Below are 24762 nucleotides of genomic sequence, written 5' to 3'. Positions count from 1 at the left end.
TGGACGCCGCCACGCGCCGCCGGCGGGTCGACGACATGCTCGCGATGATGCATCTCCAACCCTTCGCCGACCGCCGCGTGGACCAGCTCTCGGGCGGCCAGCGCCAGCGCGTGGCGCTCGCACGCGCCATTGCCGTGCAGCCGCGTGTGCTACTGCTGGACGAGCCGCTGACCGCGCTCGACGCCAAGCTGCGCGACGCCCTGCGCGCCGACATCAACCAGTTGCTGCGCAGCCTGGGTATCACCGCCGTCTATGTCACGCATGACCAGGCCGAGGCCATGGCGCTGGGCGACCGCATCATCGTAATGGACAAGGGCCGCATCGCGCAGACGGGCACGCCGCAGGATATCTACCGCGCGCCGGCCAATGCCTTCGTGGCGGATTTCATCGGCACCATGAACCGCCTGCCCGCCGCTGCCGAGAACGGCGCCTGGCGCGTGCCTGGCGGCGTCGTGCCCCGGACGCACGAATCCGCGCCGGCGCAGCGCGCCGACCTGATGTTCCGCCCCGAAGACGTGGCGCTGGTGCACGCGGACAACGCCCATCTGCACGGTAACGTAGTCACGGCCCTGTTCCTGGGCAACTGCACGCGCCTGCTGGTGGAAGTCGGCGCCGCCGCGCCGCTCATCGTCGACACCACGCGCCGCGACAACTGGCACGCCGGAGACCGCGTCGGCCTGTGCATAGACACCGGCCACCTCATCACACTTCCCGAAGCCCTGACAGCATGAACACCGCCCCCTACCTGGTCGCTCACATCACCGACCTCCACATCAAGGCCGGCGGCAAGCTGTCGTACCGGCTGGTTGACACCGCCGGTGCACTGCACCGCTGCATCGACACCCTGCTGGCAGCCCCGCAACAGCCCGACACTGTGATCGTCACCGGCGACCTGGTCGACTTCGGCGCCGAAAGCGAATACCAGTTCCTGCGCGAGATCCTGCAGCGGCTACCCATGCCCGTGCGGCTGCTGCCGGGGAACCACGACAGCCGTGGCGCGCTACGCCGCGTCTTTGCCGATCACGACTACCTGTTCGCCACCGGCAGCGGCGAAGACCCGGTGCACTACAGCATCGACGCGGGCCCGCTGCGGCTGGTAGCCTTCGACTGCACCGTCCCGGGCCAGCCCGGCGGGAGCGTCAATCCCGCCGGGCTGCCGTGGCTGGAAGCCGCACTGTCTGCCGACCCGGCCCGCCCCACCCTGCTGTTGCTGCACCATCCGCCGTTCTTTACCGGCATCGGCCACATGGACGAGCAGGGCCTGGCCAACGCCGACGCGCTCGAAGCCATCGTGCGCCGCCACCCGCAAGTGGAACGCGTGCTGTGCGGCCATCTGCATCGGCACATCACGCGCCGATTCGGTGGCACGGTCGCGATCACCGCGCCTGGGCCGGCGCACCAGGTGGCGCTGGACCTGGACCCGCAGGCGCCCTCGCGCTTTCGCATGGAGCCGCCGGGCTACCTGCTGCACTGGTGGCATCCGGCGCATGGACTCGTGACGCATGCGGCAGCGATCGGGGACTATGGGGCGGCGCATCCGTTCTTTGATGCGCAGGGCAAGCTGATCGACTAGCGGTGACGCTCTGGCAAGTTGTTCGTAAGCGCCAGGTGATGGCCTTGCAAAGGTACACGAATGGCGAAGCCACGCCGCGCAATCGGCGTAGTCGGGAGGCAGCGGTAACGAAGCGATTACAGGAGAGGCGGAGAAGACGCAATAGGGGCGGTATAGAGCACCCGTCGGGGCCGCTACGAAATCATCAAGAAACTTACGCCGCTTACGCAACTTGCTATCAGAATGCCGACCGGCAGAATCGAACCGTTTATGCGTTTTCTGCATAATCATGCGCTGCGCTGCGGCACTCCATGAAATCTTGGCATCGAACGTGCTGCGGGCAGGGCCGATTCCTTAGACTTCGGCCACAGTGCTGCAACCAATTTACGCGAGGAGCGTAACCATGACTGCCGGACTCTTCAGAACCGAACATGACCTCCTGGGTGATCGTGAAGTCCCTGTCCAGGCCTACTATGGCGTGCATACGTTGCGCGCCGTCGAGAATTTCCCTATCACAGGCACCCCGATCTCCATCTACCCAGAACTGATCAAGGCGCTGGCTGCGATCAAGCAGGCCGCGGCGCAGGCCAATCATGAGCTGGGCCTGCTCGACAAGGCGCGCTGCGACGCAATCGTCGACGCCTGCCAGGAGTTGATTGCCGGGAAGCTGCACGACCAGTTCGTCGTCGATGTCATTCAGGGCGGCGCCGGCACCTCGACCAACATGAACGCCAATGAGGTGATCGCCAACCGCGCGCTCGAACTGCTCGGCCATCAGAAGGGCGAGTACCAGCACCTGCACCCGAACGAGCACGTCAACATCGGCCAGAGCACCAACGATGTCTACCCGAGCGCGCTGAAGGTCGCTACGTGGTTCGGTATCGCCGGTCTCGTGGATGCCATGGCGGTGCTGCGACGGGCCTTCGAGGCGAAGGCCGACGAGTTCGCTCACATTATCAAGATGGGCCGCACTCAGCTGCAGGACGCCGTGCCGATGACGCTCGGCCAGGAATTCAGCACCTACGCCGTGATGCTCGGAGAAGACGAGGCGCGCCTGCGCGAAGCCGCGATGCTGATCTGCGAGATCAACCTTGGGGCCACCGCGATCGGCACCGGCATCACCGCGCATCCATCGTATGCGCCCGTGGTGCTGCGGCGCCTGCGCGAGATCACCGGCATCCCGCTGGAGACCGCACCCAATCTGATCGAAGCCACGCAGGACTGCGGCTCGTTCGTGCAGCTCTCCGGCGTGTTGAAGCGCGTTGCCGTGAAGTTATCGAAGACCTGTAACGACCTGAGGCTGTTGTCCAGCGGCCCGCGCGCTGGCCTGAGCGAGATCAACCTGCCGCCGATGCAGGCCGGCTCCAGCATCATGCCCGGCAAGGTGAATCCGGTGATCCCTGAAGTCGTGAATCAGATCGCCTTCGAAGTCATCGGCAATGACATCACCGTCAGCTTTGCGGCCGAGGCCGGCCAGCTCCAGCTCAATGCGTTCGAGCCGATCATCGCGCACAGTCTGTTCAAGAGCGTCAGCCATCTGCGCAACGGCTGCCTGACGCTCGCCGAGCGCTGCGTCAAAGGCATCACCGCGAATGCCGACCGGCTGCGCGCCACGGTCGAGAACTCGATCGGCGTCGTGACGGCGCTCAACCCCTACATCGGCTATGCGAACGCGACCGCCGTTGCGCAGGAAGCGCACGCCACCGGCGGCAGCGTCTATGAAATCGTCTTGCGCAAGGGCTTGCTGTCGAAAGAGGAACTCGACCGCATCCTGCGCCCCGAGACGCTGACCCAGCCGGTGCCGCTGGACTTGCATGGGAAGTCGTTTGTCCGATGACAACCCGCGCCCGCTTCAATGGGAAGACTGGCCCGCCGGTCCTGCTCCAGGATACAAGTCCCGCCGCCCTGCGATCCCGTGCAACAAGCCTGCGCAGCGAGTGGTCAACTTCCAGCCGCGCGATCTTGCCCGTGGCAGGTATCCCGGTGCAACAACATTTCCGTCCCCGACGGGGTAGCACCGCGGGACGCCCTATGCCGTCCTGGCCCGTTGTGAAAGCAGCTTCAGCAGCCGTGCTTCGTCGGCACGCAGGCGGCTGACGATGGCGACGCGCGCGCAGTCGTGCAATCCGTCGTCGATGAAGGCCTCGATCACCGCCGGATGGACATAGCATTTGCGGCACACCGCCACGGTGTTGCGCAGGTGCTGGGCCACTGACTTGATGACCTCGGCCACGCACTTCCTGCGCGCTGCTTCTCCGTCCGCCCCGGCCGCGCGCAGCAGCGCGAGCGCATGCACGCTGCCCGCCCAGGTGCGGAAATCCTTGGCAGTGAAGTCGCCGCCGGTCGCCTGCTGCAGGTAGGCGTTGACGTCGGCGGATCCGACCTCGCGGATCTCGCCGTCGCTGTCGCGATACTTGAACAGGCACTGGCCTGGGAGGTCGGCACAATTGCGCACGATGCGGGCCAGACGCGGATCGTTGACCGATACGTCGTGGGTAATGCCGCTCTTGCCAGTGAACTGGAAACGCAGCCGGCTGCCGCGCACGGTGACATGGCGGCGGCGCAGCGTGGTGAGGCCGTAGGTGCGGTTCTGCCTCGCATATTGCGGACTGCCCACGCGCACAAGCGTGGCGTCGAGCAGTTGCACCACCGCCGCAACCACTTTTTCGCGCGGCATGCCGTTGCGGCGCAGGTCGCGCGCGACGCGCGCCCGCAAGCGGGGCAGTACGCTGCCGAAGGCCGGCAACCGCGCGTATTTGTCCGAATCGCGCAGCGCGCTCCACTCAGGGTGGTAGACATACTGCTTGCGGCCGCGCGCATCGCGCCCGGTCGCCTGCAGGTGCCCCGCAGGGTTCGCACAGATCCACACTTCCTCGTAGGCAGGAGGGATCGCCAGCGCAGCGATGCGTGCCAGCGTGGCGGCATCGTCCACGCGCTTGCCATTGGCGTCGATGTAGGCAAAGCCGCCGCCCTGACGGCGGCGCCCGATGCCCGGCATACTGTCATCGACATAACGCAACCCGGCCTCGCGCAATACCGTACGCAACGCTTTGTCGGCACCATTAGTGGGGAGGGCACTATCCAAGGCTGGGTCTCTTTTTGGGGCTGCCAGCGCGCCGTCCCGGCCTTCCGGCGATTTATGCGCGCGGGCCGCAGTGGTCTTGCCCGCGCTGCGCCTGTTCGTGGTAATGGCAGATGCGAGCCAGCGCCCAGTCGGCAGCGGCTTCGCGCACGGCGTTACGCGTCCCCGGAAAGCGCCGTGTTTCCGTGAACGCGGCAATACCCCCGGGGCTCCGCAGCACGTCGCGCGCCGCATGGCCGTGGCGGCGGAACACCCAGGCAAAGCACTGCGTACCCGCCGGGATATCGCCATCGCCGCCGTCATCGGCGACGCCGGTGTTGGCGATCGCGAGGTCGGCCCTGGTCATCTCCATGGCGCCCAGCGCCATCGCCAGCGAGACCGCCTCGCTGGTCAGTCCGTGACGCCTGATGGTCTCAGGCGGCACGTGCAGCAACTGTTCCTTGGCCGTGGGCGAATACGCCACGATGGCGCAGTGCAAGACATCGCCGCAACCCGGCACCTCGGCGATGCGCGAGGCGATCAGCCCCGCGGTACAGGATTCCGCCGTGACCACATGCAAATGGTGGCGCAGCAAATAACGCGCAATGCTGCCGTTGTCGCTGCCGTTTTCCCCAGGCGTCATCGCTGCGCCCCCGACGCCTGCACAGGCACTCCGTTGCTGCGCGAGACAGCATGCGTGGCCGGTGCAGCGGAGTGGCCGTCGCCGCCGCGCCCCTTCACGAACGTCACCTTGCCGTCGCGCTCCAGCACCACCCGGGTAAGGTCGTCGAAGCTGTCGGTCTGAAGTGTCGCACGCAGGTTGGCCTTGAGGTCTTCCTCGGTCAGCATTGCGTGGCTCACGCGCTCCCGGTCCAGTTCCCCGTCGCGCAGCAGGTCCAGCGCGTGGCCGCCAGTGGCGCGGTCGAATGCCGGAGAATGGGTCGACAGCCAGCCCACCACTCGGTGCAGAAGCACCAATGCCAGCGCGGCGGAAAACGCCACCGCGAACGAAGTGGCCCCGACCACGGCGCGCGACAACACCGCGCCCAGCAGCAATATGATGCACAGGTCGAACGATGTCTTTTGCGCGAAGGCCCGCCTGCCGGCCAACCGCAGCATCGCCCAAGTGCCGACGAAGATGATGATGGCACGCACGGCGCCTTGCCACCACGCCAGGTTGTCACCTTCGCCAACGAGCTTGCGCATCGCATCGACGATCACTTCCACGCTGTCCATGTCGGCGTCCGCAGTCGATTTTCTGACTGGTTCAGCAAGTTCCGCGCCAGGCTCACGACACTGGGCCGTGCTGCTGTGCACGTCCCATATGCGCTCATTCGCGCGGGAATGCGGGGAAATCGTACGTGCAGTGCCGGGCCAGGCCTGAAAAAACTGCGCAGAGCGCGCGCAACATCGGGAGCGAATGGCGCTATCCGTGGGACGCCGGAAAGCACCGGGCGGGAGCGCCATGCCGAGCAACGGCGGAACAGCAAGTTAGCGCGCGGCTCGGCCGGAGGGAGATGAAAATACCAACAAGAAAGGACTTAGATCGCTCTAAGCCCTTGATTTTGTTAGTCAAGCGTGGTGGGTGACGGGCTCTTCTGCTATCTCAACTCACTTGTCAGTGAATGGCCAGACTTCGTAGAGGCTGGTTGTACGTAATCAAAAAGGCGTGCCTTCGTGACTTAGAGGCTTGACCCTCCAACCGTGGCAAGGACCAAACTGCAGAGCCTCCCAACAAGAAAGGAGTTTTCCATGCAGTTCCACCTCGATGACATGACCTGCGGCGGCTGCGCCCGCACGGTGACGAAGGCGATCCAGATGATCGATCCCACGGCCAGCATCGTCACGAATCCGCCGACCCGTCTTGTGCAGGTGCAAACCTCGGCATCCGAGGAGCAGATCGTCACGGCCCTGCGCGAGGCCGGCTTCCCGCCCCGCGCACAGTAATGCATCCTTGCAGCCTGCCGGAGGCGCTTCGGTAGGCTACCTGTCAAGGAGGCGCCCCGATCCATGGGTGTGGGCCGCGCCTTCTCACGCCCAGTGTCAGGCAAGCATCGCCCACCCCCATAGGGCGATGGCCACTATCAGCAGATTCTTCGCCAGCGATGTGAAGTCCGAGAGAATCCTGCACACCGTTGCTTGAGCCGACTCCCCTCAAAAGCAGATGCCCGCCCCTTGATGCTGTCGATAGCACCAGTAGAGGCGAGCATGCTTGCACCTGCAACCACCAGAGGGGGCCACAGACACGTCAGCGGACGAAGCGCGGCTCAGTGGTTTTCCTTGGCGTGATTGATCGTGTACTTGGGGATCTCGATCGTCAGGTCTTCACCTGCCACGATGGCCTGGCAACTCAGGCGCGACTGCGCCTCCAGTCCCCAAGCTCGGTCCAGCAAATCTCCCTCGCACTCTTCAATCTCGTTGAGGGAATCAAAGCCCTTGCGCACGATGCAGTGGCAGGTCGTGCATGCGCGACTTTGATCGCAAGCGTGTTCGATCTCGATGCCATGGTCGAGCAGCGCCTCGCAAATCGACGTGCCCGCTGACACGTTCAAGACGGCGCCCTCAGGCGCCAGATCTGCATGAGGCAGGACTGTTAGTTTGGGCATTTCGTCCCCTCGCCGCTCAGTGTGTGCAAGTGCATGACTCAACTGCGATAGCCGCTTTACCGCGCGCACGGCGAGCCACCGCGCCGGTGCGCGCCTCAGGTTCTGCACAACCGTCATCCGGCTGCTGCAGCTCGTCCAGGATCGGGCAGTCAGGGCGGTGATCGCCCGCGCAGGAGCTGATGAGTGCCGTCAGCGTCTCAGCCATCTTCCGTATGTTCTCCATTCGCCGATCCAGTTCGGCAATCTGTTGCTCGGCCAGCCGCTTGACGTCCGCGCTGTGACGCGATTGGTCATTCCAGAGCCCCAGCAGACCGCCAATCTCGGCCACCGAAAACCCGAGGTCGCGGGCACGGCGAATAAAGTGCAGCCGATGGATGTCAGTTGGGGTATAGGCACGGTAGCCCGAGTCGGTCCGGTCCGCCGGGGGAATCAAGCCAATCTGCTCGTAGTAGCGGATCATCTTGGCCGACACGCGGGATGCCTTGGATGCTTCACCGATATTCATGGTCGTCGTCCTTGCTCAATGAGATGTATTGGATACCGTTGCCAGCGGCGGCTGGAAGCGGCGCAGGCGCAGCGCGTTACCGAGCACGACCACACTGGACAGAGCCATCGCGCCGGCCGCGAAGATGGGCGACAGCAGCAGCCCGTAGGCGGGGTACAGCACGCCTGCGGCCACTGGAATCAGCGCCGTGTTGTAGCCAAAGGCCCAGAACAGGTTCTGACGAATATTGCCGATGGTGGCCTTGGACAGCGCGATGGCATTGGGCACACCTTGCAGATTGCCGGACATCAGCACCACGTCGGCAGATTCCACCGCCACATCGGTGCCCGTGCCGATTGCCAGGCCCACATCGGCCTCGGCCAGCGCCGGTGCATCATTGATGCCGTCACCCACGAAGGCGATCTGGCCGTGGGCTGCCTTCAGCCGGCGCACCGCCTCCACCTTGCCCTCGGGCAGAACCTCGGCCACGACTTCGTCGATGCCCAATTGCCTGGCGATGGCCTGCGCGGTGCGCGCGTTGTCGCCCGTGATCATCGCCACCTTCAGACCCAACTGGTGCAGCGCGGCGATGGCGGCGGGCGTGCTGGGCTTGATAGGATCGGCGACGGCGATGATGGCAGCCAATCGGCCGTCAATGGCGGCATACAGTGGCGACTTGCCCTCGTCACCCAGGCGTTCAGCCGTGCGGGCGAAGCCGCCGAGGTCCAGGCCCAGCTCACGCATGTAGCGGTCAGCACCGACCTCCACGCGGGCGCCATCCACGGTAGCGCGCACGCCCATGCCGGTGACCGACTCGAAATCGGTCATCACTGGCAGCGCAATACCACCCTCCTCTGCGGCCTCGACGATGGCGCGGGCAATCGGGTGCTCCGAACGCGACTCCACGGCCGCAACCCACTGGAGCACCTGGCTGCGGTCGAATCCGGCGGCAATCTCCAGGTCGGTCAGTACCGGGCGGCCCTCGGTCAGCGTACCGGTCTTGTCCACGGCCACCACCTGGGCATCCTTGAGCAACTGCAGCGCCTCGCCCTTGCGGAACAGCACGCCCATTTCGGCGCCCCGGCCGGTGCCGACCATGATGGAGGTCGGCGTGGCCAGGCCCATCGCGCAGGGGCAGGCGATGATGAGCACGGCCACCGCGTTGACCAGTGCAAAGGTCAGTGCGGGCGACGGCCCCAGGATCAGCCAGACCAGAAAGGTCAACAAAGCAGCCAGCATGACCGCCGGCACGAACCATAACGTCACCTTGTCCACCACGGCCTGGATCGGCAGCTTGGAGCCTTGGGCCTGTTCGACCAGCCGGATGATCTGCGCGAGCATGGTCTGAGCGCCCACGGCCGTGGCGCGCAGCGTCAGGGCACCCTTCTGATTGACCGTGCCGCCCACCACGGCGCTGCCGGTCGTCTTCTCGACGGGAATTGGCTCGCCGGTAATCATCGACTCGTCAACAAAGCTGCGGCCATCGGTCACTTCGGCATCGACCGGCACCCGCTCGCCAGGACGCACTTCCACGATGTCGCCCAGGGCCACCTCGCTGATCGGAATGTCCACGATGCGGCCATCGCGCGAGACGTGCGCAACCTTGGCCTGCAAGCCGGCCAGGCGCTTGATGGCCTCGGAGGTGCGCCCCTTGGCGCGTGCCTCAAGGAAGCGCCCCAGGAGAATCAGCGCCACGATGACGGCTGCCGCTTCGTAATAGACATTCACCGTTCCGGCCGGGAGCAGGTCTGGAGCAAAGGTTGCAACCACCGAATAGCCGAATGCCGCCGCCGTGCCGACAGCCACCAGAGAATTCATGTCCGGCGCCAGGCGCACCAGCGCCGGAAAGCCCTTGAGGTAGAAGCGCCGGCCCGGAATGGCCAGGACCAGCGCCGTCAGCACGAACTGCAGATACCAGCTCTGCTGCATGCCGATGGTGGTCATGACCCACTCGTGCATGCCGGGAATCAGGTGCGAGCCCATTTCGAGCACGAATACCGGCAGCGCCAGTATGGCGGCCAACGTCAGGTCGCGCTGGAGTCCGGCCCGCTCGGCGTCCTTCTTTTCCGTAACCTCATCGTCAGTTTGCGCTGCGATATCGACTGGACGGGCCTCGTAGCCCACCTTCTCGACCGCGGCCACCAATGCCTCCACGGCAGCCACACCGCGCACGGTGGCACGCTCGGTCGCCAGATTCACAGCCGCTTCCGAGACGCCTGGCACTGCCCTGAGCGCCCGCTCGACCCGACCGACGCACGAGGCACAGGTCATGCCCTCGACCGCCAACTCGACGGTACTGGCAGGCACGTCGTAGCCCACCTTCTCCACCGCCTGGACCAGCGCCATGCGCTGGACAGGCCCCGCCAGGCGGATGTCCGCTCGTTCGGTGGCGAGATTGACCGATACGCTTCCCACACCTTCGACCCTGGCAAGGGCAGCCTCGACGCGGCCAACGCAACTTGCGCAAGTCATGCCTTCGATGGGCAGACTGATCGCCGTCGCTGTTGCGCGAGCACCGCTTGTGCTTGGCATGTTCATGGTTTGCTTCCCATAGTTGAAACTCGATAGAAACGCAGCTTGATCCTTGCCATTGTGTGAAGGTCAAGCGCTTCTTTTACTTTTTTGCACCGCATTGGACTGGTCAGCAACGTACTCCAGCGCGTGTCCCTTGCACGTACCCGGCCTCTGAGGGCGTGTCATCAACGTTGGGGTTCCCCCCCAGCACATGCGCTGTGCGGCCATCTGTGGCAGACATGCCCACTGAATCGCAAAAAGGGAGCAGCTCGGAGGTGTTTTCTTCCGAGGACGGCTTGACCTTGCCGTCGTTGTAACCCCTAGCCTCCCGAAAAACCTCTGCAGAGCCGCTTCGGAAGGGCCGAAGTCCTGTGGCAGAGAAAGGGGTACTTCCATGCGTAGAAAACTCAGAATCGTTGTGGTGGCGGGCGTCATCGCCGCTGTCGGCGGGATAGCGTTTGCCTCCCGCGATGCATCCAAAGACGAAGGCAAGGCCACCCCGCCGGCAGGCTCGCCGATGGCGCCGCAAGTCCCCGTGGCCAAAGTCATCACGCGCATGATCGCGCCATCGACCGAATTCACCGGCTTCCTGGCCGCCCCGAAAACCGTCGAACTGCGCTCGCGCGTGGGCGGGGCTGTTGATGCGGTCAGCGTCCCCGAGGGCAGTCTTGTGCGCAAGGGGCAACTGCTGTTCCAGATCGACCCGCGCCCGTTCCAGGTCGCAATGGACACTGCCGCAGCGCAACTGCGTCAGGCCGAGGTGCTGGCCAGCCAGGCCCAGGCAGATCTCGACCGCGCCGAGCGGCTGGTGTCCACCGGAGCAGTTTCGCGCAAGACCTATGATGATGCTGTCTCCGCGCGCAGCGCACGCCAAGCCCAGGTACAGGCGGCCAAGGCTGCTGTCGCTGCGGTACGGCTCGACCTGTCCTACGCGCGCATCACGGCACCGATCTCCGGGCGCGTTGACCGAGTGCTGGTGACCGAAGGCAATCTGGTCAGCGGCGGCGCAGCAGGCGCTGCCACGCTGCTGACCACGATCGTCTCGATCGACCCCGTGCATGTTTATTTCGACATTGACGAGGCCACCTACCTCAATGTCGTGAGACGGTTCCGACCTGACTCGGGCGCTGGCAAGTCGTCGCTGCCTGTCGAGGTTGGGCTGACCACGGACAAGGGCTTCCCCTACAAGGGCGTGCTCGACTTCGTGGGTAACAAGATCGACCACAGCACTGGCACGATCCGCGCACGCGCCGTCGTGCCTAACCCCGACGGCCAATTGGCTCCCGGCCTGTTCGCCCGAGCCAGGCTCTCCACCGGCGCTGCATATCCGGCCAGCCTCATTGATGATCAAGCCGTGGGCACCGACCAGGGGCACAACTATGTGCTGGTCGTGGGTTCAGACAACCAGGCCCAATACCGCCCGATCGAGCTAGGCCCAGTCGTGGATGGGCTGCGCGTCGTCAATGGCGGCCTGCAGGCCGGCGAGAAGATCATCATCAAGGGTCTGGTACGTCCCGGCATGACCGTCGCGCCCCGCATAGTGCCGATGCGGCAGATGGCAACACCGGCTGCAGGTGATTCCAGCGTACCCAAGGCCCAGGCTCCAGCGAGTGCCAGGACTGAAGGTGGCGCCGGCTCGGCGGAGGCCCGCAAATGAATTTTCGTCGTTTCTTCATCAATCGGCCGATCTTCGCCGTCGTCCTGTCGGTGCTGATGCTGATCGCCGGCGCCATCGCCTTTCTCCAGCTGCCGCTCAGCGAGTACCCGTCGGTCACCCCGCCCACGGTGCAAGTCACTGCGAGCTATCCGGGCGCCAACCCCCAGGTGATCGCCGACACCGTTGCTTCTCCTCTGGAACAGGTGGTCAACGGTGTGGAGGGGATGCTCTACATGGGTTCCCAGATGTCCACTGATGGCCGAATGGTGCTCACCATTGCGTTCAAGCACGGAACCGACCCTGACATGGCGCAGATCCAGGTTCAGAACCGGGTCTCGCGCGCACTGCCACGGCTTCCACAGGAGGTGCAGCGTATCGGAGTTGTCACGCAGAAAACCTCTCCCGACGTGCTGATGGTCGTACACCTCGTCTCGCCGGGCAAACGTTACGACCCGCTCCATCTTTCGAACTTCGCTATCCTGCAAGTGCGTGATGAACTTGCGCGCCTGCCGGGTGTTGGTGACGTCATGGTCTGGGGTGCCGGGGAATACTCCATGCGGATCTGGATTGACCCGGCCAAGGCTGCAGCGCGTGGGCTTGCAGCGAACGACGTCGTCGCTGCCATCCGGGAGCAGAACGTGCAAGTCGCCGCCGGATCGGTGGGGCAACAACCAGACGCATCCTCTTCGTTCCAAGTGACCGTCAACACCCTCGGACGCTTGACAAGCGAGGATCAGTTCGGTGACATCGTCGTGAAGATTGGCTCCGATGGCCAGGTGACTCGTCTACGCGATGTTGCCCGCATCACGCTTGGCGCCGATTCTTCTTCCCTGCGCAGTTTGCTCAATGGCGAACCGGCTCTTGCGATGCAGATCATCCAGAGCCCGGGTGCCAACGCACTCGATGTCTCCAATGCGGTTCGCGCCAAGATGGAAGAAGTGCAAAAGAGCTTCCCGCAAGATATCGAATATCGGATTGCTTACGACCCGACCGTATTCGTTCGTGCCTCGCTCCAGTCCGTTGCCATGACGCTACTGGAGGCCATCCTCCTGGTGGTCATTGTCGTGGTGCTGTTCTTGCAAACGTGGCGCGCTTCCATCATTCCACTGGTCGCAGTGCCGATCTCGCTGATTGGCACCTTCACGCTGATGCACATGTTCGGCTTTGCGCTGAATACGCTGTCGCTATTCGGTCTCGTGCTGTCGATCGGTATCGTGGTGGACGATGCCATCGTCGTGGTCGAGAACGTGGAGCGCCATCTCGCCTTGGGTGAATCACCCAAGGATGCAGCACGCAAGGCCATGGATGAGGTCACCGGCCCGATCCTGGCCATCACGTCCGTGCTGGCGGCGGTCTTTATTCCCTCGGCGTTCCTGTCGGGGCTGCAGGGCGAATTCTATCGCCAGTTCGCCCTAACCATCGCGATCTCGACCATCCTTTCGGCCATCAACTCGCTGACCTTGTCGCCCGCGCTGGCGGCTGTTCTGCTCAAGCCGCACCACGGTGCGGCAAAGCCCGACAGGCTGACGCGCATCATCGATGGTGTGTTCGGTGGGTTATTCCGCCGTTTCAACCGCTGCTTCGACAGCGCCTCAAGCGCTTATGTAGGGACGGTGCGCCGTGCGGTACGCGGCAGCACCATCGTGCTGCTGCTATATGTGGGTTTCCTAGGCTTGACCTGGCTGGGCTTCCATCAGGTGCCGAACGGCTTTGTGCCGGCACAGGATAAGTACTACCTCGTCGGCATCGCCCAGCTCCCGACCGGCGCGTCCCTCGACCGCACGGAAGCCGTCGTCAAGGAAATGTCCAAGATCGCGCTGGCTGAGCCTGGCGTCGAGAGCGTGGTTGCCTTCCCCGGCCTGTCCGTCAATGGTCCGGTGAATGTGCCGAACTCCGCGCTGATGTTCGCCATGCTCAAGCCGTTCGACGAGCGCAAGGACCCGTCCCTGTCGGCCGGCGCCATCGCGGGCAAGTTGATGGGAAAGTTCAGCCAGATTCCAGATGGCTTCGTGGGCATCTTCCCACCGCCGCCGGTGCCGGGCCTGGGCTCGATGGGCGGTTTCAAGTTGCAGATCGAGGATCGGGCTGGGCTGGGTTTCGAGGCGCTCGCGCAGGCGCAGGGCCAGATCATGGCCAAGGCCATGCAGGCTCCCGAACTGGCAAACATGCTGGCGAGCTTCCAGACCAATGCTCCGCAATTGCAGGTTGACATCGACAGGGTGAAAGTCAAGTCCCAGGGCGTTTCGCTGACCGATGTATTCGACGCCCTGCAGGTCAACCTGGGCTCGCTCTATGTCAATGACTTCAACCGATTCGGCCGCACCTACCGGGTCATCGCCCAGGCCGATGCGCCGTTCCGCATGCAGGCGGAAGACATTGGCTTGCTCAAGGTGCGTAATGCGGCGGGCGAGATGATTCCGCTGAGCGCGATTGCAACGATCGCACGCAGTTCTGGTCCGGATCGGGTGATGCACTACAACGGCTTCCCCTCGGCTGATATCAGCGGCGGTCCGGCACCGGGCTACTCCTCGGGCCAAGCCACTGATGCGATCGAGAAGATTGTTCGTGAGACGCTGCCGGACGGCATGGTGTACGAGTGGACGGACCTGACCTATCAGGAGAAGCAGGCTGGCAACACGGCGCTGTTCATCTTTCCGCTGTCGGTTCTGTTGGCCTTCCTGATTCTGGCAGCCCAGTACAACAGTTGGTCGCTACCGTTCGCGGTACTGCTGATCGCCCCCATGGCGCTACTGTCGGCGATCGTCGGTGTCTGGCTCTCCGGCGGCGACAACAACATATTCACGCAAATCGGCTTCGTGGTGCTCGTCGGCCTGGCTGCAAAAAACGCCATCCTGATCGTAGAGTTCGCCCGTGCCAAGGAAGGCGAAGGCGTCGATCCGCTGGCCGCCGTGCTCGAATCAGCGCGGCTGCGACTGCGTCCAATCCTGATGACCTCGCTTGCTTTTATCGCTGGCGTGGTGCCGCTGGTGCTGGCCAGCGGCGCTGGTGCCGAGATGCGTCATGCCATGGGCATAGCGGTGTTCGCCGGCATGTTGGGCGTCACGCTGTTCGGTCTGGTACTGACGCCCGTGTTCTACGTGGTGGTGCGCCGGCTGGCTTTACGCCGGGAGGTCCGGCAGGCACGACCGGAAGCGGCCAACCCGTATGTCCAGTAGGCCGGAGAACGTCATGTTGAATAGACACAAGAGCATCCTTCCCATGAAAAGCCTGTCACTTCTTGCACTGGCCGGTGTGCTGAGCGGCTGCTCCCTGGCGCCCAAACATGAACGACCGGAGGCGCCCGTCAGTGCCGTGTATCCGACTGGATCGGCCTATGCCGATGCCGCATCGTCTGTTGCGCAGCAGAGCGCTGCAGATATTGGCTGGCGGGATTTTTTCCACGATCCGCTTCTGCAACAACTAATCGACATCTCCCTGTCGAACAATCGTGATCTGCAAAAGGCGGCTTTGAACGTGGAAGCCGCTCGGGCGCAATATCGCATGCAGCGCGCCGACCTGCTGCCCCATCTTGGGAGCACGGCGGATGGCGTGGCCCAACGAGTGCCGGCAGACCTCGGCACGGCCGGCGCGCCCACAATCAACCGCAGCTACCAAGTGGCAGGCGTCGTGTCGTGGGAGATTGACCTGTGGGGACGCATTCGCAACCTGAGCGAGCAGGCGCTGGCGTCCTATCTGGCGCTTGACGAAACTCGCGTGGCCGCCCAGTTGAGCTTGATCTCCGAAGTGGCGAATGCCTACCTGACGCTGCGGGCCGACCAGGAACTGCTGGGGCTGACCAAAGAGACGCTGACCACCCAGCAGCGCTCTTTTGACTTGACCACGCAACTGGTCGAAGCCGGCAACGCCACCCAGATTGACCAGCATCGTGCCGAAATTGCGCTGCGTACAGCAGAGGCCAACCTGGCGATGTACACCCGGCAGGCTGCACGGGATCGCAATGCCCTTGTGCTGCTATTGGGGCAACCCTTGACGCCGGAACACTCCCGCCAACTGGACGAGGCCGTGACGCTGCCCGACAGCCTGGTGCCAGCCGACTTGCCGGCTGGCGTTCCGTCGGACCTAATGATCCGCCGCCCGGATGTGCGAGTTGCTGAGCACCAGTTGCGAGGAGCCAATGCCAGCATCGGTGCCGCGCGGGCGGCTTTCCTGCCCACGATCAGCCTGACGGGTGCGGCCGGTACGGCCAGCGCGAGTCTGGGCGACCTATTCGATGCAGGGTCTGGCACGTGGAGCTTCATGCCGCAAATCATGCTCCCAATCTTCCGCGGTGGGGCATTGAAAGCCAACCTGGATGTGGCCACGGTGCGAAAGCGTATCGAGATCGCCAACTACGAAAAGGCCATTCAAGTCGCCTTTACGGAAGTGGCCGACGCCCTTGCCGGCAAGCGCACGCTGGACGATCAAATCCGATCCGAGCAGCAGCTGGTGACGGCCAGCCGCAAGGCATACGAGCTGGCCGCGCGGCGTTTCACCGAAGGCATGGACGGCAACCTGAGCCTTCTGGATGCACAACGCACGCTCTACGGCTCGCAGCAGACCCTGGTGCGGACACGCCTGGCACGTGTAGCCAATCTGATTGATCTCTACAAGGCATTGGGGGGTGGATGGGCAGAACGTACAAATGAGGTAGATAGGAACGGTCTTGTTGGCTCTGTCACGTTGCCGACATCGTCGCGTCAGATCGTGCGATGAAAAAGACAAAATCGCTCTATCATGGCCACCGATTTCCATAGCGCGGTTGGTAGAAGGCTCTTCCTGGTCGGTAGAGCTTCTCCCAGGCTCGGCTGGGGGGAGGTGAAATGCCAACAAAAAAAGGACTTAGATCGCTCTAAGTCCTTGATTTTGTTTGTCGAGCGGTGGTGGGTGCTGAGGGGCTCGAACCCCCGACCTACGCCTTGTAAGGGCGCCGCTCTACCAACTGAGCTAAGCACCCGCTCGACCATCACAGGCTGGCTGCCTGCAACTTGCTGATCGCTCCACACCTCGCGGCAGTTGCCGTGGTTTGCGTTGCGAGGGCGCAAGTGTAATACAGGTGATTTCAGTTTGCCAAGGCCTGCGCGCGCAAAAAAAACGCCGCCGGGCATCGCGGCCCCGCGGCGTTTCATTCATGCGGCCAAAGCTGTGTCAGTGATGCAGACGCTCAACCTTGGCCGCGGCCTTGTCCGCCACTTCGGCGGGCTTGGCGTCTTCGTCCGGCAATGCCTCTGGCTTGCGCTCGAGCGCCAGTTCCAGCACCTTGTCGATCCAGCGGACCGGCACGATCTCGATGGCGTTCTTCACGTTGTCCGGGATCTCGGCCAGATCCTTGACGTTTTCCTCCGGGATCAGCACCAGCTTGATGCCGCCCCGGTGGGCCGCCAGCAGCTTCTCCTTCAGGCCGCCGATCGGCAGCACCTCGCCGCGCAGCGTGATCTCGCCGGTCATGGCGACATCCGCGCGCACCGGAATGCCGGTCAGCACCGACACCAGCGCCGTGGTCATGGCACCGCCTGCCGACGGGCCGTCCTTGGGCGTGGCGCCTTCGGGCACGTGGATGTGGATGTCGCGCTTCTCGAACATCTCATCCGTGATACCCAGGCGGCGTGCCCGCGAACGCACCACCGAACGTGCGGCCTCGACCGATTCCTTCATCACATCGCCCAGCGAACCGGTACGCGTGATGTTGCCCTTGCCCGGCATGATCGCGGCTTCGATGGTCAGCAGGTCGCCGCCCACCTCGGTCCACGCCAGACCGGTCACCTGGCCAACCTGGTTTTCCTTGCCGGCCAGGCCGAAGTCGTACTTGCGCACGCCGAGGAATTTGTCCAGGTTCTCGGAATCGACCTTGATCGTGCCCGACTCCTTCTTCAGCAGCAGCAGCTTGACCACCTTGCGCGCGATCTTGGAGACCTCGCGTTCCAACGAACGCACCCCCGCTTCACGCGTGTAGTAGCGGATGATGTCGCGGATCGCGCTTTCGGCAACCTCGATCTCGCCTGCCTTCAGACCGTTGTTCTTGATCTGCTTGGGCAGCAGGTAGCGCTGCGCGATATTGACCTTCTCGTCCTCGGTGTAACCCGACAGGCGGATCACTTCCATACGGTCGAGCAGCGGCGGCGGGATGTTGAGCGAGTTCGACGTCGCCACGAACATCACGTCGGACAGGTCGAAGTCCACTTCGATGTAGTGGTCCTGGAACGTGTGGTTCTGTTCCGGGTCCAGCACCTCGAGCAGCGCCGACGACGGATCGCCGCGGAAATCCATGCCCATCTTGTCGATCTCGTCGAGCAGGAAGAGCGGATTGCGCACGCCGACCTTGGACAGGCTCTGCAGGATCTTGCCCGGCATCGAGCCGATGTAGGTACGGCGGTGGCCGCGGATCTCGGCCTCGTCACGCACGCCACCCAGTGCCATGCGCACGAACTTGCGGTTCGTCGCGCGCGCCACCGACTGGCCGAGCGAGGTCTTGCCCACGCCGGGAGGCCCGACCAGGCAGAGGATAGGCGCCTTCACCTTGTCCACGCGCTGTTGCACTGCGAGGTACTCGAGAATGCGTTCCTTGACCTTCTCCAGGCCGTAGTGGTCTTCATCCAGCACGCGCTCGGCGTTGGCCAGGTCGTTGTTGACCTTGCTCTTCTTGCGCCACGGCAGGTTCACCAGCGTGTCGATGTAGTTGCGCACGACGGTGGCTTCGGCCGACATCGGCGACATCAGCTTGAGCTTCTTGAATTCGGCGTCGGCCTTCTTCTTGGCTTCCTTCGGCATGCGCGCAGCCTTGATGCGCTTGTCGAGTTCTTCCAGGTCGGCGCCTTCTTCGCCCTCGCCCAGTTCCTTCTGGATGGCCTTGACCTGCTCGTTCAGGTAGTACTCGCGCTGGCTCTTCTCCATCTGGCGCTTGACGCGGCCACGGATGCGCTTTTCGACCTGGAGGATGTCGATCTCGCCCTCGAGCTGCGACAGCAGGCTTTCCAGGCGTTCGGTCACATTGACCATCTCCAGGATCTTCTGCTTCTGCTCGAGCTTGATCGGCAGGTGCGCGGCGATGGTGTCCGCCAGGCGCCCTGCCTCGTCGATGCCCGACAGCGAAGTCAGGATCTCAGGCGGGATCTTCTTGTTGAGCTTCACGTACTGGTCGAACTGCGACACGATCGCGCGGCGCAGGGCCTCGGTCTCGGCGCTTTCGCCAGGTGCGGGCGGCACGGGCACGGCTTCGCACATGAAGTGCGATTCGTCCTCGCTCACCTCGCGGATATTCGCGCGCTGGGTACCCTCGACCAGCACCTTCACGGTACCGTCGGGCAGTTTCAGCATTTGCAGGATATTGGCGATGCAGCCGACCTCATACAGGTCGTCGGCGGTCGGCTCATCTTTGGCCGCCGTCTTCTGGGCCACGAGCATGATGCTCTTGCCCGCCTCCATCGCAGTCTCAAGCGCCTTGATGGACTTCGGGCGTCCCACGAACAGCGGGATCACCATGTGCGGAAACACCACCACGTCGCGCAGCGGCAACAGTGGGAGGCGAATCGGCTCGGCCGGGAGGAGTTGTGTTCCGGACATCATTTTCCCCAAGTCAGTCATTTAAGGCGTAAGTTGGGCCGCCCGAATCGATTACAAGATACGTGCCAATCGATTCATCAAGGCAGGCAGATGCCGCTCCCTGCACTTGCTGGCCCCTCTGAAACAGCATACCCGCGTTTCCTCCCTCTCGTCGGTAGAAATAAACAAAAAAAGCCGCTCGCTTCTACGCGAACGGCCTTTCCGCCCAGCTGCCGGTGTGGTCCCGACCACTTACCACGTCTGGCAGCCCTCGCGTCAGTTTGACCCCGCCACCTTGGGCTGCTGCTCTTCGTACATCAGCAGCGGAGGTGCATCGCCGTTGATCGTATTTTCATCGATCACCACCTTCTGCACGCCCTTGTAGTTGGGCAGGTCATACATGACGTCCATCAGCGACTGCTCCAGGATCGAACGCAGGCCGCGGGCCCCGGTCTTGCGGCGGATCGCCTTGCGGGCGATGGCGCTCAGCGCACCCGGGCGGATTTCCAGCTCGACGCCTTCCATTGCCAGCAGCTTCTGGTACTGCTTGACCAGCGCGTTCTTGGGCTCGACCAGGATCTGCATCAGCGCGGCCTCGTCCAGCTTGGACAGCGTGGCGACCACCGGCAGGCGGCCGATCAGTTCGGGGATCAGGCCGAACTTGATCAGGTCTTCCGGCTCGGTCTGCGGCAGCACTTCGCTGGCATCGCGCTCGTCCTTGCTCTTGACCTGCGCGGCAAAGCCGATGCCGGTCTTGTCCGAGCGCTGCATGATGACCTTCTCCAGGCCATCGAAGGCGCCGCCGCAGATGAACAGGATGTTGGTCGTGTCCACCTGCAGGAAGTCCTGGTTCGGATGCTTGCGGCCACCCTGCGGCGGCACCGATGCCATGGTGCCTTCGACCAGCTTGAGCAGTGCCTGCTGCACGCCCTCGCCCGACACGTCACGGGTGATCGACGGGTTGTCGGACTTGCGCGAGATCTTGTCGATCTCATCGATGTAGACGATGCCGCGCTGCGCCTTCTCGACTTCGTAGTTGCAGTTCTGCAGCAGCTTCTGGATGATGTTCTCGACGTCCTCGCCCACGTAGCCGGCTTCGGTCAGCGTGGTCGCGTCGGCGATCACGAACGGCACGTTGAGCAGGCGCGCCAGCGTCTGCGCGAGCAGCGTCTTGCCCGAGCCGGTCGGCCCGATCAGCAGGATGTTGCTCTTGGACAGCTCGACATCGTCCTTCTTGCCGAGGTGCTTGAGGCGCTTGTAGTGGTTGTAGACCGCCACGGCCAGGATCTTCTTGGCCTGTTCCTGGCCAATCACATACTGGTCCAGGCTTTCGCGGATCTCGTGGGGCGTGGGGAGGTCCGAGCGCGCGGCCGCGGCGGCGTCTTTCTCGGATGCCGTGGCCTCGTCCCGAATGATCTCATTGCACAGGTCGATGCATTCGTCGCAAATGAACACCGACGGGCCGGCAATCAGCTTCTTGACCTCATGCTGGCTCTTGCCGCAGAAGGAGCAGTACAGAAGCTTTTCGCTGGATGAACCTTTTTTGTCCGCCATAGGAATCAGTCACTTTTGCTGTGCGCACACCGCGGGGCGAAAGGCTCCCCGGAGATACGCTTCAACGCATCATACGCCAAAACAATTGGCACCACCGGCGGTTCCCCCCGGCTGTGGGGCAAAAGCAAAAAACGAGGCACGGGGCCTCGTTCCGGTGTAGCCTTCGCCATTTGAGCCCTTGCCAGCCTGGCCGGCCGCCGCTGCGGATTGCGCCACGGCGGCCCGCTGCATCAGCCGCGGCGGGCGAGGACCTTGTCGATCAGGCCGTAGTCAACCGCCTGGTCGCCGCTCATGAAGTTGTCGCGATCGGTGTCGCGCGCAATCTTCTCGACCGGCTGGCCCGTCACCTCGGACAGGATGGTGTTGAGGCGCTCGCGCAGGTACAGGATCTCGCGCGCCTGGATCTCGATGTCAGAGGCCTGGCCGCGCGCGCCGCCCAGCGGCTGGTGGATCATGATGCGCGAGTTGGGCAGCGCCGAACGCTTGCCCTTGGCGCCAGCCGCCAGCAGGAACGCGCCCATGCTTGCCGCCATGCCCATGCACAGCGTGGACACGTCCGGCTTGACGAACTGCATGGTGTCGTAGATCGCCAGCCCCGCCGATACGGAACCGCCCGGCGAGTTGATGTACAGCGACACGTCCTTGTCGGGGTTCTCGCTCTCGAGGAACAGCAGCTGGGCCACCACCAGGTTGGCGGTCTGGTCGTTGACCTCGCCCACCATGAACACCACGCGCTCCTTCAGCAGGCGCGAGTAGATGTCATAGGCGCGCTCGCCCCGGCCGGACTGCTCGACGACCATCGGCACCAGCCCCAGGCCCTGGGTTTCCAGTGCCGAAGCCTGCGTGGTGGCGAGACGGTCAAGCAAATCATTGCGGGTCATGCATGTTCTCCATGGATTCGTCGGATCGCAAGGCCATCCGGGGTAACTCGGGACGTTGCCCAGCCCCACGCCGAGGCGCGGGGCTGCGGGTCACTTCCGGCCTCAGGCTTGCTGCTGGCTGCCTTCGGCGGTGAGTTCCTCGAAGGACACCTTCTTGTCGGTGACCTTGGCCTTGTCGCACACGAAATTTACCACGTTGTTTTCGAGCACGTAGGCTTCCATTTCGGCCAGGCGCTGCTGGTCGCCGTAGTACCAGCGCATGACTTCCTTCGGATCTTCGTAGCTCTTGGCGAAGTCCTCGATCTCGGCCTTGATCTGGTCAGCCTTGGCTTCCAGGCCGTTGGCCTTGACGATCTCGGCCAGGATCAGGCCCAGCTTGACGCGGCGCTCGGCCTGCTGCGCGAACATCTCGGCCGGGATCGGCATGTCCTTGGCGTTGGGCATGCCCCGCTGCTCCAGGTCGCGGCGGGCCATTTCCACCAGGCGTTCCTGGTCTTGCTCGATCAGGGCCTTGGGCACGTCCAGCTCGCTGGCCTTCAGCAGCGCTTCCATGACCTGGTCCTTCAGCATGGAATGCGTGCGGCGCTTCACTTCGCGCTCGAGGTTCTCGCGGATGTCGGCGCGCATCTTGTCGACGCTGCCGTCGGCGATGCCCAGCGACTTGGCGAAGGCATCATTGACTTCCGGCAGGTGCGCCCACTCGATCTTCTTCAGCGTCACGGTAAACTCGGCGGTCTTGCCGGCCACTTCCTTGCCGTGGTAGTCCTCCGGGAAGGCCAGCGGGAAGGTCTTGCTTTCGCCGACCTTCAGGCCCAGCGCGGCCTGCTCGAACTCGGGCAGCATGCGGCCTTCGCCCAGCACGAACGGGAAGTCCTCGGCCTTGCCGCCGGCGAACTCTTCACCGTCGATCTTGCCGACGAAGTCCAGCGTCACGCGGTCGCCGTTCTGGGCGGTGACGTCGGCACCGCCGTCGCCATGCTCGCCGGCTTCGCCGCGGGCGTGGTAGTGCACGCGCTGCTTGCGCAGGATGTCGATGGTCTTGTCGACTTCGGCATCGGTGATTTCAGTGCCGGTGCGGGTGACTTCAGCGGCCGACAGGTCGCCGATGGTCACTTCCGGGTACACCTCGAAGGTGGCGTCGAATGCGACTTCGTCCTCGCCCACGCCTTCGTTCTTGATCTCGAACTTGGGCTGGCCGGCAACCTTGACGTCCTGTTCCTTGGTGATGTCGAAGAACTTGCGTGCGGCCTTGTCGAAGCGCACTTCAAACTCGACCTGCTGGCCGTACTGCTTCTCGACCATCTTCATCGGCACCTTGCCCGGACGGAAGCCCGACATCTTCACGGTCTTCGACAGGCGAACCAGGCGCTCCTGCTTTTCCTTCTCCACTTCGGCCTTGGGGATGGCCAGGGTCACCTTGCGGTCCAGCTTGCCGAGGTTCTCAATCACGTTCGACATGGTCGTAGATCCAATCCAGAAAATGTAGTTGTGTTCGTAGGTGCTGCCGCTTGCGCATGTACCGCCCGCTTTACCGCCACGGCGCCGTCACCACAGGACGGCCGGGGCGGCGCACCGGCGAACGGGAAGCTCCGCGCAAACGGAAAACGGGGATTATCGCACGGTTTTCATTCGCTTCCGGCAGATTTTGCCCGGAACGGGCCCGGAACCGCCCGCCGGACCCGCGGCGCTATCCCGTCTGCCCATGGCGCAGCGCGCGCAGCAGCAGGCGTGCCGGATCCACCGCATCGGCCAGGTCCGACTCCAGCGGCAGCGGCTCGCCTTCGATCTGGCTGGCCAGCAGTTCCGCGCCCAGCGCTGCCCAGGTGAGGCCGCGCGACCCATATGCAAGGGCGGCGTAGAGCCCGGGCATGCGCGGCAGGTCACGCAAGTGCGCGCCGCGCAGCGATGCGGCCTGTGCCAGCGCGGCGGCCTCGTCAGGCACCTGGCCGACCAGCGGCAGCCGGTTGTGCGTGACCGTGCGCACGCCGACATAGCCGGAGAGCGCCGCGGCATCGATGGCGGCCACGGCGTCGGCCTGGCGCGGCAGCATGCCGGACAGGCGCGCCAGGTTGGCCGCGTGGACCGCCGGCTGCTCCACCAGCGGGCCCTCGTCGACGTCGTAGCTGGAGCCGACCCGGCCCGCGCCGTCTGCGGCACGCGGCAGCAGGTAGCCGGCACCGGTCACCACGCAATCCGGCCAGCCGCCGAGCGCATCCACCTGCGTGGACGCCAGCGTGGTCAGCTGACCGCGCACGCGCCGCATGGTCCAGTGTTGCTGCGGCAGCAGTTGCTGCGCCTCATGTGCGTTGGCCAGTACCAGCACCGGCGCCGATGCCAGCACTTCACCGTCCTGCCCGAGCGCCTGCCATTGCCCGTCGACGCGCGCGATTGCAGCAGCCCGGCAGCCGAAACGCGCCGTCACCGCAGCGCCCGCTTGCGCCAGCTGCGCCGCGCAGATGTCCGGCGGCGCCACCCAGCCGCCTTGCGGGAACCACAGGCCGCCACGCGGCACGCCGGCATGGTGGGCCGCTGCTGCCTCTTCAGCGCTCATCCAGCGCACGAATCCCTCCGGCAAGCCCAGCGCCGCCAGCGCGGCGCGCTGGGCCTCGCCCTCGGCTTCGTCCTCGCCGATCTGCAGCACGCCGCAGCCATGCCAGCCGACCGGATGGCCGGCCTCGGCCAGCGCCGCCCAGGCGCGCAGCGCGTACTGATTGCCGGCGCGCGACAGCCGCGACAGCAGGCTGTCGTCGGCGGACACGTGCGCATGCATGGCCGCCGCGCGATGCGCCGAGGTCTGCCGCGCCGGCCCGTCGTGGCCATCGAACAGCGTCACGCGCCAGCCGCGCGCGGCCAGCCGCTCGGTCACGGCGCAGCCGGCCAGGCCGGCGCCGATCACGATGGCATGGCGCTCGGCCCA

The 24762-nt window shown here is 64.3% G+C and carries 18 protein-coding genes and 1 tRNA gene; 7 read left to right on the top strand and 12 right to left on the bottom strand.

The window, feature by feature from the left end; translation table 11 throughout:
- The 3 genes from CF68_RS15390 to aspA form a co-directional block, all read left to right on the top strand.
- Positions 1–731 (top strand): ABC transporter ATP-binding protein (locus CF68_RS15390; RefSeq protein WP_235205778.1); only part of this gene is annotated, 731 nt, incomplete at its 5' end.
- Positions 728–1573 carry a phosphodiesterase gene (locus CF68_RS15385; protein WP_035820179.1) on the top strand — a complete coding sequence of 282 codons (846 nt, stop codon included), beginning with the start codon at positions 728–730 and terminating at the stop codon, positions 1571–1573. The genes CF68_RS15390 and CF68_RS15385, both read left to right, overlap by 4 nt.
- A 382-nt stretch (positions 1574–1955) precedes the next feature.
- The gene (aspA, locus tag CF68_RS15380; RefSeq protein WP_035820178.1) at positions 1956–3389 is read left to right on the top strand and encodes an aspartate ammonia-lyase; all 1434 of its coding nucleotides are present in this window, start codon (positions 1956–1958) and stop codon (positions 3387–3389) included.
- A gap of 192 nt (positions 3390–3581) precedes the next feature.
- Here aspA and CF68_RS15375 read toward each other — a convergent pair whose 3' ends face one another.
- The 3 genes from CF68_RS15375 to CF68_RS15365 are packed head-to-tail and all read right to left on the bottom strand — an operon-like array spanning position 3582 to position 5849.
- Positions 3582–4637, bottom strand: coding sequence for a DNA topoisomerase IB (locus tag CF68_RS15375; protein WP_235205777.1), 1056 nt, complete (start codon positions 4635–4637; stop codon positions 3582–3584).
- A 52-nt stretch (positions 4638–4689) separates the two neighbouring features.
- Positions 4690–5256: a CinA family protein gene (locus tag CF68_RS15370; protein ID WP_051591539.1), complete on the bottom strand. Its 567-nt coding sequence runs from the start codon at positions 5254–5256 to the stop codon at positions 4690–4692.
- On the bottom strand, positions 5253–5849 hold the full coding sequence (locus tag CF68_RS15365; RefSeq protein WP_035820176.1) for a DUF421 domain-containing protein: 597 nt from the start codon (positions 5847–5849) through the stop codon (positions 5253–5255). The genes CF68_RS15370 and CF68_RS15365 overlap by 4 nt, the downstream gene beginning before the upstream one ends.
- 516 nt (positions 5850–6365) lie before the next feature.
- Between CF68_RS15365 and CF68_RS15360 the strand changes: the two genes are divergently transcribed.
- Positions 6366–6560 (top strand): heavy-metal-associated domain-containing protein, encoded by a 195-nt coding sequence (locus tag CF68_RS15360; RefSeq protein WP_035820174.1) that lies wholly within the window; start codon positions 6366–6368, stop codon positions 6558–6560.
- Positions 6561–6880: 320 nt separating this feature from the next.
- Here the strand turns inward: CF68_RS15360 and fdx are convergent, their stop codons facing one another.
- From fdx to CF68_RS15345, 3 genes are read right to left on the bottom strand one after another with little or no spacing between them, the layout of a single operon-like run.
- Complete coding sequence (fdx, locus tag CF68_RS15355; RefSeq protein WP_035820172.1) at positions 6881–7219, bottom strand: ISC system 2Fe-2S type ferredoxin; 339 nt, start codon at positions 7217–7219, stop codon at positions 6881–6883.
- Between the two features lie 16 nt (positions 7220–7235).
- The gene (gene cueR / locus CF68_RS15350; protein WP_035820170.1) at positions 7236–7724 is read right to left on the bottom strand and encodes a Cu(I)-responsive transcriptional regulator; all 489 of its coding nucleotides are present in this window, start codon (positions 7722–7724) and stop codon (positions 7236–7238) included.
- A 15-nt stretch (positions 7725–7739) separates the two neighbouring features.
- Complete coding sequence (locus CF68_RS15345; RefSeq protein ID WP_035820167.1) at positions 7740–10241, bottom strand: heavy metal translocating P-type ATPase; 2502 nt, start codon at positions 10239–10241, stop codon at positions 7740–7742.
- Between the two features lie 370 nt (positions 10242–10611).
- Between CF68_RS15345 and CF68_RS15340 the strand changes: the two genes are divergently transcribed.
- Genes CF68_RS15340 through CF68_RS15330 form a run of 3 tightly spaced genes read left to right on the top strand, consistent with a single transcriptional unit; the run spans position 10612 to position 16587 of the window.
- Positions 10612–11874: an efflux RND transporter periplasmic adaptor subunit gene (locus CF68_RS15340; protein ID WP_035820166.1), complete on the top strand. Its 1263-nt coding sequence runs from the start codon at positions 10612–10614 to the stop codon at positions 11872–11874.
- Positions 11871–15050, top strand: a complete 3180-nt coding sequence (locus CF68_RS15335) for an efflux RND transporter permease subunit (protein WP_035820165.1) — start codon at positions 11871–11873, stop codon at positions 15048–15050. The genes CF68_RS15340 and CF68_RS15335 overlap by 4 nt, the downstream gene beginning before the upstream one ends.
- A gap of 43 nt (positions 15051–15093) precedes the next feature.
- Positions 15094–16587 (top strand): efflux transporter outer membrane subunit, encoded by a 1494-nt coding sequence (locus tag CF68_RS15330; protein WP_235205776.1) that lies wholly within the window; start codon positions 15094–15096, stop codon positions 16585–16587.
- A 165-nt stretch (positions 16588–16752) separates the two neighbouring features.
- Here the strand turns inward: CF68_RS15330 and CF68_RS15325 are convergent.
- The 6 genes from CF68_RS15325 to mnmC all read right to left on the bottom strand — a co-directional run.
- A tRNA-Val gene (locus CF68_RS15325) sits at positions 16753–16828 on the bottom strand.
- Positions 16829–17019: 191 nt separating this feature from the next.
- Complete coding sequence (lon, locus tag CF68_RS15320; RefSeq protein ID WP_035820163.1) at positions 17020–19431, bottom strand: endopeptidase La; 2412 nt, start codon at positions 19429–19431, stop codon at positions 17020–17022.
- Positions 19432–19686: 255 nt separating this feature from the next.
- A complete protein-coding gene (clpX, locus tag CF68_RS15315; RefSeq protein ID WP_013956501.1) occupies positions 19687–20964 on the bottom strand; it encodes an ATP-dependent Clp protease ATP-binding subunit ClpX in 1278 nt (425 codons plus the stop codon).
- Positions 20965–21194: 230 nt separating this feature from the next.
- Entirely contained in the window at positions 21195–21845 is a 651-nt protein-coding gene (gene clpP / locus CF68_RS15310) for an ATP-dependent Clp endopeptidase proteolytic subunit ClpP (RefSeq protein WP_035820160.1), read from the bottom strand.
- A 102-nt stretch (positions 21846–21947) separates the two neighbouring features.
- The gene (gene tig, locus CF68_RS15305) at positions 21948–23303 is read right to left on the bottom strand and encodes a trigger factor (protein WP_035820158.1); all 1356 of its coding nucleotides are present in this window, start codon (positions 23301–23303) and stop codon (positions 21948–21950) included.
- A gap of 229 nt (positions 23304–23532) precedes the next feature.
- On the bottom strand, positions 23533–24762 hold a 1230-nt coding region (gene mnmC, locus CF68_RS38375; RefSeq protein ID WP_035820156.1), incomplete at its 5' end, for an FAD-dependent 5-carboxymethylaminomethyl-2-thiouridine(34) oxidoreductase MnmC.

The organism is Cupriavidus sp. SK-4, from assembly GCF_000611125.1.
Lineage (GTDB): Bacteria > Pseudomonadota > Gammaproteobacteria > Burkholderiales > Burkholderiaceae > Cupriavidus > Cupriavidus necator.
Note: the sequence above shows the minus strand (reverse complement) of the source record. Positions and strands in the feature narration are given on the sequence as shown.

What these genes read in the sequence shown, in the direction of transcription:
- CF68_RS15385 (WP_035820179.1), top strand. Translation starts at nt 728, where the DNA reads ATGAACACCGCCCCCTACCTGGTCGCTCACATCACCGACCTCCACATC.
- aspA (WP_035820178.1), top strand. Translation starts at nt 1,956, where the DNA reads ATGACTGCCGGACTCTTCAGAACCGAACATGACCTCCTGGGTGATCGT.
- CF68_RS15370 (WP_051591539.1), bottom strand. Translation starts at nt 5,256, where the DNA reads ATGACGCCTGGGGAAAACGGCAGCGACAACGGCAGCATTGCGCGTTAT.
- CF68_RS15365 (WP_035820176.1), bottom strand. Translation starts at nt 5,849, where the DNA reads ATGGACAGCGTGGAAGTGATCGTCGATGCGATGCGCAAGCTCGTTGGC.
- CF68_RS15360 (WP_035820174.1), top strand. Translation starts at nt 6,366, where the DNA reads ATGCAGTTCCACCTCGATGACATGACCTGCGGCGGCTGCGCCCGCACG.
- fdx (WP_035820172.1), bottom strand. Translation starts at nt 7,219, where the DNA reads ATGCCCAAACTAACAGTCCTGCCTCATGCAGATCTGGCGCCTGAGGGC.
- cueR (WP_035820170.1), bottom strand. Translation starts at nt 7,724, where the DNA reads ATGAATATCGGTGAAGCATCCAAGGCATCCCGCGTGTCGGCCAAGATG.
- CF68_RS15345 (WP_035820167.1), bottom strand. Translation starts at nt 10,241, where the DNA reads ATGAACATGCCAAGCACAAGCGGTGCTCGCGCAACAGCGACGGCGATC.
- CF68_RS15340 (WP_035820166.1), top strand. Translation starts at nt 10,612, where the DNA reads ATGCGTAGAAAACTCAGAATCGTTGTGGTGGCGGGCGTCATCGCCGCT.
- CF68_RS15335 (WP_035820165.1), top strand. Translation starts at nt 11,871, where the DNA reads ATGAATTTTCGTCGTTTCTTCATCAATCGGCCGATCTTCGCCGTCGTC.
- CF68_RS15330 (WP_235205776.1), top strand. Translation starts at nt 15,094, where the DNA reads ATGAAAAGCCTGTCACTTCTTGCACTGGCCGGTGTGCTGAGCGGCTGC.
- lon (WP_035820163.1), bottom strand. Translation starts at nt 19,431, where the DNA reads ATGTCCGGAACACAACTCCTCCCGGCCGAGCCGATTCGCCTCCCACTG.
- clpX (WP_013956501.1), bottom strand. Translation starts at nt 20,964, where the DNA reads ATGGCGGACAAAAAAGGTTCATCCAGCGAAAAGCTTCTGTACTGCTCC.
- clpP (WP_035820160.1), bottom strand. Translation starts at nt 21,845, where the DNA reads ATGACCCGCAATGATTTGCTTGACCGTCTCGCCACCACGCAGGCTTCG.
- tig (WP_035820158.1), bottom strand. Translation starts at nt 23,303, where the DNA reads ATGTCGAACGTGATTGAGAACCTCGGCAAGCTGGACCGCAAGGTGACC.